This is a genomic window from Oceanobacillus sp. CF4.6, assembly GCF_051262635.1.
Classification (GTDB): domain Bacteria; phylum Bacillota; class Bacilli; order Bacillales; family Amphibacillaceae; genus Oceanobacillus.
The window spans coordinates 19952-37956 of the sequence record NZ_JBIMEX010000019.1 but is presented as its reverse complement, the minus strand read 5'-3'; the positions used below and the strand labels follow the sequence as shown (position 1 = coordinate 37956).

The window sequence follows — 18005 nt, the reverse complement described above, 5'->3', positions numbered from 1 at the left end:
TTCAAGAGCAAACAAAAGTAGACTGATCACTGGAACTGATCAAGCAGAAACAAGACAACTGCAAGAGAACCATTAAAATATCCCTCTATGAAGAGGGATATTTTAATGTTATCTGCAATTAAGCTGTATAGTGCTCTTTAACTACGGTAGCACAACGAGTACATAATTCAGGATGGTCATGATCTTCTCCAACTGTTTCGGAAGCAACCCAGCATCGTTCACATTTTTCACCAGGATGTTTCTCCACTAATACATTCACAAATTTATATTCTTTTGCATCGGAATTACTTTCACTTATAACAGCATCCGATACAATTAGAAATTGATGTAAATGTTCCATGGATGATAAAACTTCTTTCGTCTCTTTATCTTTTGGAACAATGGTAATTTTTGCTTCCAGTGATTTCCCGATTGCTTTTTCACTTCTTGCTTCTTCTAAAGATTTTAGGATATCATCCCGAACTTCCATAAAGTGATCCCATTTCGTTTCCAGATTTTCAATTCCGGCAATTTTACGCGCTTCTGGAATATCTGTCAATTGGACACTTTCCGCTTCTACACCAGGGATATATTCCCAAACCTCGTCCATGGTATGTGGAATAATTGGAGTTAATAATTTAACCAGTGTTGTCAGGATTTCATAATAACCTGTTTGTATACTGCGACGACGTTTGTTGTCAGCAGCTTCGATATATAAAACATCTTTTGCAAAGTCCAAATAGAATGAACTCAAATCAACCGCACAGAAATTATGGATTTGGTGGAAAGTTGGTGAAAACTCATACTTATCATAGTTTTCACGAACATCTGATACCAATTGCTGTAATCGGTGAAGCATATAGCGGTCCACTTCTTCCAATTCCTGATCAGGTACTGTATCAGTTGCTGGATTGAAGTCAGCTAAATTAGCCAATAAGAAACGGAACGTATTTCTTATTTTACGATATGCTTCAGAAGTCTGTTTTAAAATGTCATCTGAAATACGCACGTCGGCTTGATAATCCACACTTGCAACCCACAAACGCAATATATCTGATCCGAGCTGTTTTTGTACTTTTGACGGAAGGATGACATTCCCAAGTGATTTACTCATCTTTCTGCCATTCCCGTCTAATACGAAACCATGGCTGATAATCGTTTTATATGGCGATTTACCTGTCACAGCTACACTTGTTGACAAGGAAGAGTTAAACCATCCTCTATACTGGTCACTTCCTTCCAGATAGATATCTGCAGGTCTTCTATGATCTTCGCGATTCTCAAGAACTCCTTCATGGGAAGAACCAGAATCAAACCAAACATCCATGATATCTGTCTCTTTGGTGAATGTACCGTTTGGACTGTGTTCTGACGTGAATCCTTCCGGCAGCAATTCTTTTGCTTCTTTTTCAAACCAGATATTTGACCCATGCTCTCTAAACAAATTGGATACATGGTTAACCGTTTCATCTGTAATAATTGGTGTACCATCTTCTCCGTAGAATACCGGAATCGGAACACCCCATGCACGTTGACGGGATATACACCAGTCTTCACGATCTCGGACCATATTATATAATCTTGTTTCTCCCCATTTCGGATACCAATTCACTTCTTTGATTTCATCCAGAATTTCTTGACGGAAATCTTTAATGGAGGCAAACCATTGTGCTGTTGCACGGAAAATTGTCGGTTTCTTCGTACGCCAGTCATGTGGGTAGGAGTGCGTAATGAAGCTCAATTTCAATAATGCACCGACTTCTTCCAATTTATCAGTAATTACTTTATTTGCTTTATCATAAAATAATCCCTCAAAACCAGGTGCTTCTTGTGTAAATACCCCTTTATCATCCACAGGACATAATGCATCAATGCCATAGCTTCTTGATACATAGAAATCGTCTTCTCCGTGCCCTGGTGCTGTATGTACACAGCCAGTACCAGCATCTGTTGTGACATGATCACCAAGCATAACAAGTGAGTCACGATCGTAGAATGGATGTTTTGCAACAACACGATCCGCTTCTTGACCTTTAAAGGTTTTGACTACATTTACGTTCTTCCAGTCTAGTTCTTCTGATACAGCCTCAAGTAATGCATGTGCCACAACAAATTTTTCCCCATTTACTTCTGCTACAACATATTCAAGATCAGGGTGCAGGCTGATTCCAAGATTTGCTGGAATCGTCCATGGCGTTGTTGTCCAGATGATAATTTTCTCACCACCATCAAATACATCTTTACCATCTGTAACTTCAAAAGCAACGTAGATAGAAGCAGAACGCTTATCCTGGTATTCAATCTCAGCTTCTGCAAGAGCTGATTCAGAAGATGGAGACCAGTAAACAGGTTTCAATCCTTTATAGATATATCCTTTTTTCGCCATTTCACCAAATACTTTAATCTGTGCTGCTTCATAATCTTTCGATAACGTAATGTATGGATTATCCCAATCACCACGGACACCCAGCTGTCTAAATTGAGTACGTTGGCTGTCCACTTGTCCAAGTGCGTATTCAGCACAAAGCTGTCGGAACTCTGCTACACTCATCTCTTTGCGTTTTACTTTTTTGTTTTTTGTTAATGCTGTTTCGATTGGTAAACCATGTGTATCCCATCCAGGTACATATGGTGCATGATAACCAGTCATGGATTTATAACGAACAATAAAATCTTTTAAGACTTTATTAAGCGCGTGACCGATATGAAGATCTCCATTTGCATAAGGAGGGCCATCATGCAATACAAATGATGGTCTCCCTTTCGTACGTTCCAAACTCTTCTCATAAATATTTATTTCGTCCCAATGTTCCTGTCTCTTCGGTTCTTTATTTGGTAAATTTCCTCGCATTGGAAATTCTGTTTTTGGCATGAGCAATGTGTCTTTATAATCCATCTGTGTGCTTCCTCCTTTAAATAATACCTCATTAATTACTTGTCTATCGTCAATTTCACTCTATACGTCGCTAACTGGGTTTCCTCTAATGTATCGGCTAGATCCTGCACCAACTTTGGTATACAAAAAAGCCTTCTTATCCCAAAAGGGACGAGAAGACTCGCGGTACCACCCTTATAAATTTAAAATAATCCTTTTAAATTCACTCGAAATCCATAACGGGGATAACCGTCCACTATTACTCAATTCATAATGGATACTCAAGAGTGATTTTCTAAAAGCGTGCTGGCCGGGCTTACACCATTTCCCGGCTCGCTGAACAGCAAATAACTTTTATACTTTCTCTATCAATGTATTTGTTATTTAAATAATGACCTTTATCTGTAAATGAATTATATGTAAAATTTCACTAAACGTCAAGGTCTATGATTCGTTGTCAACAAGCTCAAGCTCTTCACCAATCTCTGATTCAAATAAATCTTCCCAATCATCGGTACCCAGCATCTCAAGCTGTGCCTGCACAAGCATTCTTAATCTTGTACGGAAAACCTTCGCTTGTTTCTTAAGTTCCTCTGTATCCATTGAAATACGACGAGATTTACTTAATGCTTCGTTAATAATTCGATCAGCATTTTTCTCTGCCTCTTTTATAATCAACTTGGATTCCTTCGTTGCATTTCCTCTGACTTCTTCGGCTGTCTCCTGCGCAATAAGAATTGACTTATTCAACGTCTCTTCAATGTTTGTGAAATGACCCAGTCTTTCTGTTAACTGCGTAACTTTCTCAGTGAGCTCTTTCTTTTCCCTTATAACTAATTCATAATCTTTAATAACCTGATCCAAAAATTCATTTACTTCATCTTCATCATAACCGCGAAAGCCTCTCGTAAATTCTTTATTATGAATATCAAGTGGTGTTAATGGCACAATGGCCACCTCCTTAAGGAATTTATGTAGTTAAAATATAGTTTAATCATTAATATTTAACTAATTTGACAAAAAAACGGTAAATCCTGCAACGATCATTTTAATATTGCAATCGTTATTCTAACTTTATCTTTTTTCGACAAACCCTTAATTTCAGTAAGCTTACTTCTTCCTTTACCGCGTAAGGAGATTAAATCACCTTCCTGCAGCTGAAATTTACCGTCCTCGACAACTTTATAATTCACCTTAACTTGAAGTTTCTGAATAAAAGAAGCCGCATCTTTTCTAGAGATGTGATAGATTTCCTTTAGTACTGCATCAAGTCTTAACGAAGAAACTGTCTTTTCCGACTCTACCCATTTCTCATTTTCTTGTTTCAAATGCGATAATGGTTTCTCTTCGAACGTTACATTCGCATTCTTAATGGATGTTAAATTCATTGTAATATATGAAGCTATTTCTTCAGCCAGGACAATTTGAATGATTCCATCACCAACCACTATATCACCAAGCTTTTTCCTTTTGACTCCTAGTGACATGAAAGCTCCCATTACATCCCTATGTTCAAGTGTAGTAAATTTGTGTTGATAGGTTGCCTCCAAGAGAGTCAGCTGAAACATACGATCAGACATTTCTTCATAAAATGGTGCAATCACAATTCGCTTTCTTTCAGCTTCGGATCCACCACCGTCTTTATACAGCTTTAATTCTTCATTGTTAGAACCGATTAGCATTTCAACAATCTGTTGCTCCCTTGGATCAAGAAAGTCCGTTAACTTAAATTGAAATGTTAGTTCTACTTGTTCTTTCCAGGATAACACTTGATCTATAAATGGCTGTTCTTCTTTTCTAAAGTGCTGATATATATCCATGTTAAATCATACTTCCTTTAAAATAAAAACATCCGGAAAAATTCACCCAGTCCCGCTCGAGCTAATTGTAAAACTAGAATTCCAACGATTGGCGATAAATCAATCATACCAAGTGGCGGAATAAATTTGCGGAATTGTTCCAGGTAAGGTTCACAAATTTTTGTTAAGAACTGACCAAATGATGATTCACGCGCTCCCGGGAACCATGACATAAAAATGTAAACGATAAGTGCATAGCCATAGAAGACTAATGCATAATGCAATATTGTATATAATTCAACCATTTAATGCTACCATCCTTTTTCAAATTCATTCTGCTCTGTGTATGCTTCCGATATCGTTCCGGATACTTCCACATTATCAGGTGTACATAAAAATGTTTCTGAACCAAGTTTTTGAATATCCCCATTTACGGCATACACGGTTCCACTTAAAAAATCTACGATACGTTTTGCCTGTTGATGTTCCACTCGTTGAAGATTAATCACTACCGCACGTCTATTTACGATATTATCGGCTATTTCCTGAGCTTCATTATAGTTTCGTGGTTCACACAAAACCACCTTGGATGACGACTGTTGTACGCTTTTCAGGCTAACAATATTTTGTGACTTTTGATTTGTATTTTTCTCGTTTTCTTGTACGTTTTCTTCATCAACATATTCATACTCATATTCTTCATCCATGGTGAAATAATTTTTTAACTTATTTTTTATGCTCATTTTCTCACCTCTTTAATTAATATCTGATCAGCTGCCTACGAGTTTGGAACCGATTCGGATATGGGTTGCACCCTCTTCAATAGCAATCTCGTAATCATTACTCATTCCCATTGACAAGTATTCACATGGGGCATGACTAAATTTCTTCTCTTTAATACGATCCCTTAGTTCTGCCAGACTTCTGAACACTTTCCTAATTCGATGTGGATCATCAATATGCGGAGCCATCGTCATTAAACCTACCACATGGATGTGATGATACTTTTCAAGTTTTTCAATGAAAGGGAGTACTTCTTCCGGCTCAATGCCATGCTTTGATTCTTCCCCGCTTACATTTATCTGTACAAAACAATCCATTGGTGCAGCCGTCCGCTTATTTATTTCCTTAGCAAGAGACATTCTGTCCAACGAATGAAGAACGTTTATTTTGTCGATAACATCTTTTACTTTTCTCGACTGGAGAGTCCCTATGAAATGCCATTTTGCTTGATTTCCAAAATGATTGTACTTTTCAAGGAAACCTTCGTTACGATTTTCACCAAGATTCTCTATCCCTGAATCGATTGCTTCCTTGGTTCGCTCTATTGTAACATATTTTGTAACTCCAATTACTGTAATATCTTCCGGCTTACGCCCGCTTCTTGCACAGGCATGTCCAATATTCTCCTGAATAATTTTTAGATTTCCTACCACTTCCATAAATCTTTTAATTCCTCCATTAAATTATCATATTAAGAATCCAAGGAATCCTAACATTCTCCCTGTTTTCCCAAAATCTCTTCTGTGTGAAAAGAATAAGTTCTCATCACGATAAGTGCAATATTTTGTTACCTCTATATTATGACTGATTACACCAGATTGTAAAAGGATTTCTACATTTAATTGTTTTAAATCCAATAAAAAATGATTATTATGCAATGGTGTGACTGTTTTTTTCCTGTTTTCTTTACTGATGCAGGAGATAACATGACCATCCACTTCATAATATTCCTTTGAAATGGATGGACCGATTGCAACAAGAAGGTTTTCAGGTTGTGCTCCCATTTCTTTAAATGCCTCCACCATTTTCTCTGCAATCCGACCCACACTACCTTTCCATCCAGCATGGGCAATTCCAATATATTGAGTCACCGGATCAAAGAAATATAACGGAACGCAATCTGCAAAAAATGCGGTGCAAAGAAGCCCCTTATTTTTTGTAATTATTCCATCTGTTCCCTTAATTGAGCTATCATAAGAAATTGATCCTTTACCTTTATCAGCTACTGTTATCCTTTTAACAGAAGTACCGTGTACCTGTTCTCCGGATACCCAGTTTTCAACAGGAATATTCAATTTATCAGCCAACCTTCTTCTGTTTGCCAATACATCGTTTTGCCGATCTGGTACATGGAGTCCTAAATTGAAAGTGTGATAAGGTTCTCTGCTCACTCCTCCATTTCTAGTTGTGAAACCAGCGACGAGATTTGGAGTTAGCTGCTGCCATTTTTCAATATGTAAATAGGACCCATCCTTTTCCTTAAATGGTTCATTCATTACTTTTCCTCCTGGAAATAGACTTGTCTTATTTTATCATATTTTGACATGTATGGATTAGCTAATTACTAAATTAAGCGCCGCGATACAAATCTGGCCCTTGAACTTCTTTTACAAGAATAACATCAGATCCGATTCGGACAATTTGATCCCAGGAAATCAGTAACTCATCAGCTTTGGAAAACATACCGCCACTTTTCTTCTCTCTTGCATCAACCACAATAGCAATAATTTTACCTGAGTTACCATTGATTTCCAAATCGGTAATATGACCAAGTCTTCTTCCATCATCAATAACGATAATTTCCTTTAATTGCAATTCGGATAATTTTACCATTATGCTCACCTGCCCTCTATTTTAATATATGCTGGCAGGTAGGATTATTTCGTAATTCCGCAAAAAACCAGAAAAAACAGGAATAGCCTGTTTTTTCTGGTCTATTTTAATCTTTATTTAATTGTATAGTTGGATACTTATCGTGTTTAAACATCTTTTATAAACTTATTCAAACATCTGCTTATTCATCTGACTTATTGCTGCTTTCTCCAAGCGGGATACCTGCGCCTGAGAAATTCCAATTTCATCAGCGACTTCCATTTGAGTCTTTCCTTGAAAAAAGCGCTTGTTTAATATCATCTTTTCTCTTTCATTCAATTGATGCATGCCTTCTTTAAGGGATAGTTTGTCTACCCAAGAGGAATCCTTGTCCTTATCATCGCTAATTTGATCCATTACAAAAATAGGATCTCCTCCATCATTATAAATGGGTTCAAACAAAGATACCGGGTCCTGAATGGCATCAAGTGCGAATACAATTTCTGAATGTGGTATACCCATTTCTTCTGCAATCTCAGCAGGTGTCGGTTCTTTTGATGACTTGCTAATTAGTTTCTCTCTTACTGTTAATGCTTTATATGCAATATCACGTAATGACCTAGAAACCCGTATCGGATTGTTGTCACGAAGGTATCTTCTGATCTCTCCAATAATCATAGGAACAGCATACGTGGAGAATCTTACATTATGGGATAGATCAAAATTATCGATTGATTTCATTAATCCAATACAACCAACTTGAAACAAATCATCTACATACTCGCCGCGGTTATTAAATCTTTGGATAACACTTAATACTAGCCTTAAATTTCCGTTTACAAGCTCTTCACGTGCAGATATATCGCCTTCCTGTTGTATTCGTATAAACAGTTTTTTCATTTCTTCATTTTTAAGTACAGGCAGTTTAGATGTATCAACACCACATATCTCAACTTTATGTCTAGTCATTCTGTAACCCTCCCAGTCGGTGATGCTGTTCAAGGACAGTATCTCCCCACTGGAGGGTTTTTATGCAAATGCAAAATTCAATTTAAGTGCCTATATTAGGTCAAAACCTTGTGATGTCTGCCTAAACCATTTTATTAAATTCTTTTTGCAACCTACGTATAATTTTCTTTTCAAGTCTTGAAATATAGGACTGAGAAATTCCGAGCATATCAGCTACATCTTTCTGGGTTTTCTCCTCTTCACCAATAAGTCCAAACCGCAGTTCCATAATTTGTTTTTCCCGTGCATTCAGTGTTTCCAGTGCGCTTTTAAGTAGTGTCTTATCCACACTCGATTCCAAGTTTTTCGTTATTATATCTTCTTCCGTTCCAAGAACATCAGATAACAATAATTCATTTCCGTCCCAATCAATATTTAACGGTTCATCAAAGGAAATTTCTGATTTCAATTTATTGTTCCTGCGAAGATACATTAAGATCTCATTCTCGATACATCTGGATGCATACGTAGCAAGTTTAATCTTCTTTTCGGGGTTAAATGTATTAACTGCCTTTATAAGTCCTATAGTACCTATACTAATCAAATCCTCAATATTGATTCCTGTATTTTCAAATTTACGTGCAATATATACAACAAGACGCAAATTCCGCTCAATAAGCATTGCTCTTGCTGCTTTATCTCCTTTTGGCAATAATATAAGTAACTCCTGTTCTTCCTGTTTGGAAAGGGGAGGTGGAAGTGCCTCACTACCTCCAATATAATATATTTCTGAAGACTTAAATCCTAATTTAATTAATAGTTTATACCAACCCAGTTTAAACTTCATATTCCAAAGATTCACGTTCCTCCACTCCCTTATGCAGATTGAATTGTAGCTAATTTAATAATTTGCGGATGCAATAAACAATGATAGCTTTGATCCTTAACGAGTGATGCAAACTGAATACCAATTAGAACATTGCTTGTTATCAATTTTTGATTCTCATAATCAACCATTACCTGATCAGGTCTGATTGCCAGCAGAAACATGCTTTTTCCTTCAACCCCCTGATACGGAATAACCTGAACTTTATTCTCCCATTCTTCTGGAATCCGATCGAGAGCCAACTGATCATTTGCTTCTCTCAATTGCTCCCATTCTTCATCTGAAAACCAATTCTTTAAAAATACTTCATCACATATGACTACTGGTTTTTTGGTCAGTGGGTCAATAAGCTGATTTCCACTGTCAATATAGCCCATTGTTGAAAAAGATTTATTATTAAGTTGGATGTTCACCTGGCAAAGTTGGTCATATCTAATTTTTTCGCCTGCATGCTCGTCCATTCGTGATTTAGTAAAGTACCATACAATCGGAAATCCTATAAGTATAAACAGCCAACTAATCGGATCTCCATATCCCTTGTTAAATGTTAAAATTCCGTTCTCGGTAACCGAAACAGGATTGGCAAGTAAAAAATAGATTCCTGTTAATCCACCCCCAACTGCAAATGATGTAAAATAAAATAATAATAATAATTTCGACATTCGATAGAAACCCTTAAAACCAAACGTGCATAGGATAATAAAACATGAGTACAACACTTTCCCTAGTAACCCGTTAATAAAGGAACCAGGAAAATAAAGGCTAATGGGCACAATTAGAGAAGCAATAAATGCTCCAAAAAGCAACCTGACTTTCCCTACATTATCCCTGGCTAAAGCTTTTGTAAGCATTAAAAGCATTAAATCGAGAAAAAAATTTAATGCCCAAACGGCATCAAGATAAATGGTCAATTTTTCTCTTCCTTCCTCCAAATCCCTTCTGGAAAACGCTCAGAGATATTACATAGATATATATGGAATTACTCAAAATTATAGATGACTACGGAAGCAAAGTCTGTCACTTCTTGTATGCATAATAAAGCTAATTTTCACTATTCCTAGGAAACCCTGTCGGGGATCAAAAACGTAAGGGCCGAGTGGCGGCGTATGAGAGGTACGTAACCGCAAAAGATAAATGTAACACAGTAAGTAAGGGAAGTGACTGGTTAGAAGCTAAGCAAGGGATGTAGAGTAAATGATGTGAGGTGGGTCGACATTCCAAGTGATTCATGTGAAATGACGACTTCAGTCGAAATTCCCAATCATAAAAAAACGAAGTTGTCCCAAATATTGAGACAGCCTCGTTTTTCTATCCTAATACTTACTTGGAACTGAGTAATTTCTCATTGATTTCAGAAGCAAAATCCGCCTAACCGGTCAGTTCCATATGGAAACCCCCGAACACAACAAACCAGAGATGAATTCGATAGAAATAAGCAGCAGTAGTAATTATAAAGAGTCACCTGAAGCGAAAGATTTTTCATCATAACCATAAACAAAAAAGAGGCTGTCTCAAAAGGAAGCAATCATTCCCTTTGAGACAGCCTCTTAAAATCACCCGAATGAATTAATTATCGGTTTCGATTGCGATTTCTTAAGAATGTCGGTATATCCAGCTCTTCATCCTCTTTTTTTACTCGAGGTTGTTGTTGTGTTGGTTGTTGCTGAGTTTGTTGTTGCTCCCGCTGAATAGGTTGATCCTCAGTCGCTTTGGTAGCAGCATGCTGATTATGATTAATCATTGAACGAGGTTGTTTTTGTTTACTATCTGCTCTTTGAATTGTATCATCAAAACCAGTTGCAATAACAGTAACAACAATCTCATCGTTTAAATTCTCATTGATTACGGAACCGAAAATAACATTAACTTCTTTATCTGCAGCAGATGTTACAAGATCAGCTGCTTCCTGTACTTCATAAAGGCTAAGATTTGGACCACCCGTTATGTTCATTAATATTCCGTGTGCACCATCAATGGAAGTCTCAAGCAATGGAGAAGAAATTGCTTTCTTGGCTGCCTCCGTTGCACGTGTTTCACCAGTTGCTATACCTATACCCATCAATGCTGATCCTTTATCGAACATGATTGTTTTAACATCAGCAAAGTCAACATTAATCAAACCTGGTTTTGCAATTAAATCAGAGATTCCCTGTACACCCTGTCTTAATACATTATCCGCTTCCCGGAATGCTTCAAGCATTGGTGTATTTTTATCAACAATCTCAAGTAATCTGTCGTTTGGTATTACGATTAAAGTATCAACACTTCCTTTAAGTGTATCAATACCAGTAATCGCCTGCGTGGATCGTCTTTTACCTTCGAAAGAGAAAGGACGAGTTACAACCCCAACAGTTAATGCGCCGATATCTTTTGCTACTTGCGCAATAACAGGAGCTGCACCAGTACCGGTACCGCCACCCATTCCGGCAGTTACAAAAACCATATCGGCTCCTTTTAGTACTTCTTCCAATTGCTCTTTACTTTCTTCAGCAGCCTTTTTACCTACTTCCGGATTGGCACCTGCACCCAACCCGCGGGTCAATTTACCGCCAATTTGAATTTTCGATTCTGCTTTTGATAGATTTAATGCTTGTGCATCTGTATTAACCGCGATGAAATCAACACCTTCTACACCGTGCTCAATCATTCGGTTTACAGCGTTGTTACCACCGCCGCCGACGCCGATTACTTTAATTGTAGCTAATTCCTCCATATTTGTATCAAAATCCAACATATATCTTTCCTCCTAATGTACAAGATTACAAGAAATCCAATATCTAATCTATAAGGTCTAGTTCTTAATCAAAAAAGTACTTAAACAAATTAGCAAAACCAGATTCTTTTTTCTTATTTTCGTTCGATTCATTCTTTACCTTTGATTGTTTCATTTGTCTTTTAGGTTTCGGTTCATCTGTACTTATAGCCACTGACGGAAATAATTCTTTCCCTTGTATTTTCGCATTACGATAAGCAAACTGCAATATCCCGACTCCTGCTGTATATTGCGGTTCTCTGACACCTATGTAATCCGGGATAGCTACGCGAACATTGGATTGAAAAAGGTCTTGAGCAAGTTCTAGGCTGCCTGGCATCGAAATTGTACCACCAGTTAGTACATAGCCACCAGGTAATTCATGACCCATTTTTCTTATTTCTCTTTCCACGTATGCGTAGACTTCTTCCAATCTTGCCTCAATCATATCAGAAATCTGCAATTGGTTATAGGTTTGACTTTTGTTACTACCGATAGTCGAAACTTCAAAAGTCTCTTCTTCCTGTGCATCATCATAAAAAGCATGCCCATAATTAAGTTTAACATCTTCTGCTTCTTCCGTTGATGTCCGAAGTCCAATTGACAAATCTTTTGTAATATTATCTCCACCCAAACTGACAACACTTGTTGTTACAAGATGATCATTTTCAAATATAGAAACAGTTGTACAGCCACCACCGACATCGATCAGTGCTACGCCCATATTTTTTTCATCTTTGGAAAGAGCAATTGTACCCGAAGCAAGCGGCTGTAAACAAATGTCTGATACTTGCAAATTAGCACGTTCCACACATTTGAGAATGTTATGTAATACCGTTTTGGAACAAGTAATAATTGTACCTTCCATTTCCAGACGAACACCAATCATTCCACGTGGATCGGTTATTTCATCCAAACCATCAACAATAAATTGCTTAGGAATAACATCGATAATTTCACGTTCTGGTGGGATGGAAATTACTTGTGCACCTTCGATAACTCTTGTAACATCTTCATCTCCGATTTCCCTGTTTTCACTTTGTACTGCTACAACACCATGACAGGGCTGTAATTGAATATGGTTTCCATTAATTCCAACAACGACTCTTTCTATATGCATTCCTACCATACGTTCAGCTTGTTCGACTGCACTTCTGATAGATTGCACGGTTTGATCGATATCAACTATTGCACCTTTTTTCATACCATTTGATTTTGCAGTTCCTACACCGATTATATTTAATGAATCGTTTAGAACTTCTCCAATGATCACTTTGATTGTAGTTGTACCTATATCAAGACTTACTAATATTTCACTATTGTTCAATGAAAGGCACCTCCCGATTCAGAAACATCCATAATTTCTTAATTATGTTTCTATTAACTGCTTTGTTTTATTGTATAATTTACTATTTTAAAGGAAAAGATTAAAAAAATAAAATATATATAGGTTATTCCACATAGAATGGTCATATACCTTTTCATTTTCTTAAAAAAATAAATTTCCTTACTATATCCTTCGATAGGAACTTAAATTATATGACTTTTAATCATTCAAGCACCTGTTATTGGTCGGAGTCATGTATTTCAACTTCTTCTTCAAAATTAACATCAATTTCCGTCTCTTCCTCTTCGTTATTGAAGGATTCAAAATAAACTCCCACGCCAATATGGATAATTCCTTGATTCTCGGAATCAAGCTGGGACACAATCGACGGATAAACTTTCATTCTTTCCGCAAATTCACGAATTGTGCCTTTAACAATATACCCATCATTCATATACAATTGAATGTTATTATTGTTATCTTCTGTTGGTTCCCAATAAATTTCAGAAATTAAATTTAGAATGCTTTCAGGTAACTTTTTTAATTCTTCAGCCATTCGATTCAGATATTCTCCGTCATTAAACCCATTGATTAATGGTGCGTCACCACGGTATGTATCTCCTGACACTTTTAAAATCTCACCATTACCCATAATGGGATTATAATTTGTACCCTCTTGCACATACCCGACAATCTGCTCCTCCGAAACATGTATATTTACCGTCCATGGCAATCTTCTTTCTACTGATACAGATTCGACAATAGGATCTTTACTTATTAGCCTCTCAATCTCAGATTGATTGATTGTCCAAATATTGGTACCTGATGTTAAATTGCTGTATTCAATAATCTCCTCATCCACGATATATGAATTTCCATCAACATTAATTGTCTTTACATGACTCAATGGTGATTGCAGATAGACAATGACCGCTATTAAAGAGAAAAAGATGGAAAGATAAAATATAAGACGTCGGTTTGCTTTTTTCTTACGGGCTTGTTTCAATTTTGGAATTCGATCTTCGATTGAAACAATATTTTTTTTGCTCATCTCCATTTCGTCCTTTTTACCATATTAAAAGAATTAACGGCAACACATGAGCCGTTTCTATCTATTTAAATGAATTATATCATAAAACAGAGAGGAAGATGCATTGTACTCACTATAGTTTATCAAGTTTTTTGCCCATTAATAAAGTATAAAGAGCTTCCAATTGTACGATTACAGAAATAATGTGATTAAACTTTAGAATAAATGCTAATATTTAACAATATTCCTACAGAACATAATGTCAACGTCAGTGAGGAGCCACCATAACTTAAAAACGGTAAGGTTATACCTGTTACTGGAATAAGGCCAATCACAACACTGATATTAATCATCGCCTGTACGGCGAGCATAGCAGCAATTCCTAGAGATAAAAAACGTCCAAATAAATCTGGTGCTTCCAGAGATATTTTTATTCCTCTCCACAAAAGCAGGAAAAATAACAGAATCACTGCTGTGCCACCGATGAATCCGAGTTCCTCTCCCAATATAGCAAAAATGAAATCTGTTTGCGGCTCAGGCAAATAAAAGTATTTTTGCAGACTGTTTCCCAAACCTAACCCCATTAATCCACCAGGTCCAATTGCATAAAGAGATTGGATGATTTGAAAACCATCTCCCAATGGATCTTCCCATGGATTCAGAAAAGCAGTTATTCGATTTATTCGATATGGTGCCGAAGCGATTAATCCAACAAATCCGAGCATACCAAGTGCTGCTAATCCGAAAAAATGTGTTAGTCGCGCTCCCGCTGTAAAAACCATAATCATACAAGTCAATACAAGGACCATTCCAGTACCAAGATCAGGTTGCAGCATAATTAACCCAAATGCAGTGAAAATTAACATGATACATGGAAAGAAACCTTTTTTGAAAGATGTAATATATTTTTGGTTAGCCGATAGGATTGCCGCCAAGAAAATAATTAAACCCAACTTCATAAACTCGGAAGGCTGAATACTGAATGCTCCCACTCCTATCCAACTTTGTGCCCCACCTCTGACCAAACCTACTCCTGGTATTAATACGAGTAATAATAGTGCAAAGCATATGATTAGAATAATATTCGCATATTTTTTCCAGGTGTAATAAGGAATCACCATAAAAAAGAACATAGCAACTACCCCAGCACCAGCAAATAGAAGCTGTCTTTTTAAATAGTAAAATGCGTCATCATATTTGTATTCAGACCACACATAGGAAGAACTGTAGACCATAACAATTCCAGCAGTCAATAGAATTAATATAACAAAAAGCAAAGTTAAATCTGGTTTTCTTTGCTCCTTAAACAGTTTATTAAACAAAAAAACACCCCTTTTTTCCAATATAGGATCAGGGGCGTTCGATGTAGTTATTATAAGATTGTAATGCTGTAGATAAATTAGTTACCTAAACAGCCACGCCTAGGTTTAAGCTTTTGCATTGCCCCTAATTTAGTTTATGCACGGCTTGTACAAACATGTCTCCTCTTTCTTCAAACGTTCGATATTGATCCCAGCTGGCACATGCCGGTGACAAGAGAATCACATCCTTCTCTTCGGAAATGGAATACGCATGTTCGGTTGCTTTCGCCACATTTTCAGATTCCAGAACGGTTTTAATGCCTGCTTCCATACATAATTGCTTAAGTTTCTCGGAAGTCTCACCAAACACAACCATGGCTTTCACATTTCCAAGAAATGGCAACAAGTCTGTAAATTCATTTCCTCGATCAAGTCCACCAGCGAGCAGAATGGTGGGCTGTGTAAATGCATGTAAAGCTTTTTGAGTTGCCAACATATTTGTCGCTTTTGAATCATTGTAAAATGACCGTCCATTTATATTTCCTACAAACTGGAGACGATGCTTCACTCCAGTAAAAGTCGTTAACACGGTACGAATACCATCATTAGTAGCACCATTCAGTTTTGCGGCAGCAATTGCAGCTAATATATTTTCAAGATTATGCTCTCCAACAAGAACAATATTTTGCCTCTCGACCACTTTTTCGTCCGCAAAATAAATATATTCTGAATCAGCCCATGCGCCAGACTTTACTTTGCTTTTAACAGAAAATGGAACAAGTTTTGCTTTTGCCTTTCTTACTTCATCAGCAATCGATTTATCATCTGCGTTGTATATAAGATAATCATCTTCTGTTTGATTCTTGAAGATATTGAATTTGGCTCGTTTATAATTATCCAGCGTTTTATGATAATCCAAATGTGCTTCAAATATATTAAGTAAAATAGCTGTGGTCGGTCTAAACTTTTCGATTCCTTGCAATTGAAAAGATGATAATTCAAGTACAAGTGTTTCTTTTTCACTCAATGAATGGACAGCTTCTGTAGCTACAATCCCGATATTACCAGCTACCTTGACTTGCTGTTTACTTTCCTTAAGCATTTCTGTTACCAATGTAGTCGTTGTCGTTTTCCCATTTGATCCAGTTACCCCGATAATCGGTCCATCTGTTAAGTGGTACGCTAGCTCAATTTCAGTAATTACAGGTATCCTTAAATTTAAAGCCTCCGCCACTATCGGATTTTCATATGGAATCCCAGGATTTTTCACAAGAAGTTCGATTCCATCCAGAATAGAAATAGGATGGGAGCCAACGATCACATCGGCACCCATCTTTTTCAGTTTCACTACATTTTCATCATTTTCAGTTGCTTTCATATCATTAACAATAACTTTTTTGTCATTTGCAAGTAACGTTTCAGCAGCAGCTGTACCGCTCTTAGCCAGACCGAGCACTAGTATGTTTGTATAAGGGAAATTCGTAAACTTCTTCATTATAAGCCCACCTCAATATAGATGCCGAGTGCAGCAAATAAAAGTCCTACAAGCCAAAATGTTGTAACGACATGCCATTCAGACCAGCCAAGTAATTCATAATGATGATGTAAGGGACTCATTTTAAACACTCTTTTTCCTGTTGTCTTAAAAGAGATAACCTGGATAATTACAGAGAGGGTTTCAATAACGAATACTCCGCCGATAATTACCAATAAGATTTCCATTTTCATTAAAATTGCAAGCGCTGCGATGGCTCCCCCAAGTGCTAAGGAACCCGTGTCTCCCATAAATACTTTTGCTGGGTGTGCGTTGAACACCAAAAATCCAAGCAACGCACCAACTACTGCAAGTGCAAATATTGCTTCTTCCGTTTGTGGGGTGCCATACCAGGCGAGGACAGCAAAAGCACCAAATGCAATGGCTGCTGTTCCAGCCAATAGACCATCCAAGCCATCCGTTAAGTTGACGGCATTTGAGGCACCAACCATCATAAATATAATCAAGAATGCATAGGCCCAACCGAAATCCCATTGAATATCAGTACCCGGGATATGTACTGCTGTTGAAAATTCCTGGCTTCTTAAAATAAAGAAAAACACAAGTGCAATAATAATTTGGCCAAACAGTTTTTGCTTCGATGTAAGTCCAAGATTTCGTTTCATAACAACTTTAATAAAGTCATCAAGAAACCCGAGCAGTCCATAGCCAAATAAAACAAAAATTAACAGCCAAAGTTCATAACCTATACCCGTATCACCTGTTCTACTGGCCATAATAATAGATGTAATGATAACACTGAAGATTATCATAAGGCCGCCCATTGTGGGAGTGCCCGTTTTTTTCATATGTGATTTTGGTCCTTCTTCTCTAATGCTTTGCCCAAACTTTAATCTTCTTAAAAATGGAATAAATATTGGAGATAGAAGAACGGTAATGAGAAATGCTATAGCTATTGCTACTAATAGTACAGTTATATTCACTTCGTATCCTCCTCATACATAACCGCCCAACTAAG

General features: G+C 37.1%; 17 protein-coding genes and 1 other annotated feature. All 17 genes read right to left on the bottom strand.

What is annotated here, in order from left to right:
- Positions 1 to 118 precede the first annotated feature (118 nt).
- Positions 119 to 2875, bottom strand: coding sequence for an isoleucine--tRNA ligase (gene ileS, locus ACHABU_RS20040; protein WP_435766728.1), 2757 nt, complete (start codon positions 2873 to 2875; stop codon positions 119 to 121).
- Positions 2876 to 3018: 143 nt separating this feature from the next.
- Positions 3019 to 3235, bottom strand: a binding site (T-box leader).
- A 63-nt stretch (positions 3236 to 3298) separates the two neighbouring features.
- Positions 3299 to 3802 (bottom strand): DivIVA domain-containing protein, encoded by a 504-nt coding sequence (locus ACHABU_RS20035; RefSeq protein ID WP_435766727.1) that lies wholly within the window; start codon positions 3800 to 3802, stop codon positions 3299 to 3301.
- A 95-nt stretch (positions 3803 to 3897) separates the two neighbouring features.
- On the bottom strand, positions 3898 to 4674 hold the full coding sequence (locus ACHABU_RS20030; RefSeq protein WP_435766726.1) for an RNA-binding protein: 777 nt from the start codon (positions 4672 to 4674) through the stop codon (positions 3898 to 3900).
- A 17-nt stretch (positions 4675 to 4691) separates the two neighbouring features.
- Positions 4692 to 4958, bottom strand: a complete 267-nt coding sequence (locus ACHABU_RS20025; protein ID WP_379495699.1) for a YggT family protein — start codon at positions 4956 to 4958, stop codon at positions 4692 to 4694.
- Positions 4959 to 4964: 6 nt separating this feature from the next.
- A complete protein-coding gene (locus tag ACHABU_RS20020) occupies positions 4965 to 5396 on the bottom strand; it encodes a cell division protein SepF (RefSeq protein ID WP_435766725.1) in 432 nt (143 codons plus the stop codon).
- Between the two features lie 27 nt (positions 5397 to 5423).
- Positions 5424 to 6095 carry a YggS family pyridoxal phosphate-dependent enzyme gene (locus ACHABU_RS20015; RefSeq protein WP_435766724.1) on the bottom strand — a complete coding sequence of 224 codons (672 nt, stop codon included), beginning with the start codon at positions 6093 to 6095 and terminating at the stop codon, positions 5424 to 5426.
- Between the two features lie 27 nt (positions 6096 to 6122).
- Positions 6123 to 6932 carry a peptidoglycan editing factor PgeF gene (pgeF, locus tag ACHABU_RS20010; protein WP_435766723.1) on the bottom strand — a complete coding sequence of 270 codons (810 nt, stop codon included), beginning with the start codon at positions 6930 to 6932 and terminating at the stop codon, positions 6123 to 6125.
- A 73-nt stretch (positions 6933 to 7005) separates the two neighbouring features.
- Complete coding sequence (locus tag ACHABU_RS20005) at positions 7006 to 7269, bottom strand: YlmC/YmxH family sporulation protein (protein WP_435766722.1); 264 nt, start codon at positions 7267 to 7269, stop codon at positions 7006 to 7008.
- Positions 7270 to 7434: 165 nt separating this feature from the next.
- Positions 7435 to 8217: an RNA polymerase sporulation sigma factor SigG gene (gene sigG, locus ACHABU_RS20000; RefSeq protein WP_435766721.1), complete on the bottom strand. Its 783-nt coding sequence runs from the start codon at positions 8215 to 8217 to the stop codon at positions 7435 to 7437.
- A gap of 121 nt (positions 8218 to 8338) precedes the next feature.
- Positions 8339 to 9043 carry an RNA polymerase sporulation sigma factor SigE gene (sigE, locus tag ACHABU_RS19995; RefSeq protein ID WP_435766742.1) on the bottom strand — a complete coding sequence of 235 codons (705 nt, stop codon included), beginning with the start codon at positions 9041 to 9043 and terminating at the stop codon, positions 8339 to 8341.
- 29 nt (positions 9044 to 9072) lie between these two features.
- Positions 9073 to 9993 (bottom strand): sigma-E processing peptidase SpoIIGA, encoded by a 921-nt coding sequence (gene spoIIGA, locus ACHABU_RS19990; RefSeq protein ID WP_435766720.1) that lies wholly within the window; start codon positions 9991 to 9993, stop codon positions 9073 to 9075.
- A gap of 659 nt (positions 9994 to 10652) precedes the next feature.
- Positions 10653 to 11816, bottom strand: a complete 1164-nt coding sequence (gene ftsZ, locus ACHABU_RS19985) for a cell division protein FtsZ (protein ID WP_435766719.1) — start codon at positions 11814 to 11816, stop codon at positions 10653 to 10655.
- Positions 11817 to 11880: 64 nt separating this feature from the next.
- Positions 11881 to 13161, bottom strand: coding sequence for a cell division protein FtsA (gene ftsA / locus ACHABU_RS19980; protein WP_435766718.1), 1281 nt, complete (start codon positions 13159 to 13161; stop codon positions 11881 to 11883).
- A 238-nt stretch (positions 13162 to 13399) separates the two neighbouring features.
- Positions 13400 to 14212 (bottom strand): cell division protein FtsQ/DivIB, encoded by an 813-nt coding sequence (locus ACHABU_RS19975; protein WP_435766717.1) that lies wholly within the window; start codon positions 14210 to 14212, stop codon positions 13400 to 13402.
- Positions 14213 to 14400: 188 nt separating this feature from the next.
- Complete coding sequence (gene spoVE, locus ACHABU_RS19970) at positions 14401 to 15501, bottom strand: stage V sporulation protein E (protein ID WP_435766741.1); 1101 nt, start codon at positions 15499 to 15501, stop codon at positions 14401 to 14403.
- Between the two features lie 136 nt (positions 15502 to 15637).
- Complete coding sequence (murD, locus tag ACHABU_RS19965; protein WP_435766716.1) at positions 15638 to 16987, bottom strand: UDP-N-acetylmuramoyl-L-alanine--D-glutamate ligase; 1350 nt, start codon at positions 16985 to 16987, stop codon at positions 15638 to 15640.
- Positions 16987 to 17970 carry a phospho-N-acetylmuramoyl-pentapeptide-transferase gene (mraY, locus tag ACHABU_RS19960; protein WP_435766715.1) on the bottom strand — a complete coding sequence of 328 codons (984 nt, stop codon included), beginning with the start codon at positions 17968 to 17970 and terminating at the stop codon, positions 16987 to 16989. Before mraY ends, murD begins: the two co-directional genes overlap by 1 nt.
- Between the last annotated feature and the right edge of the window lie 35 nt (positions 17971 to 18005).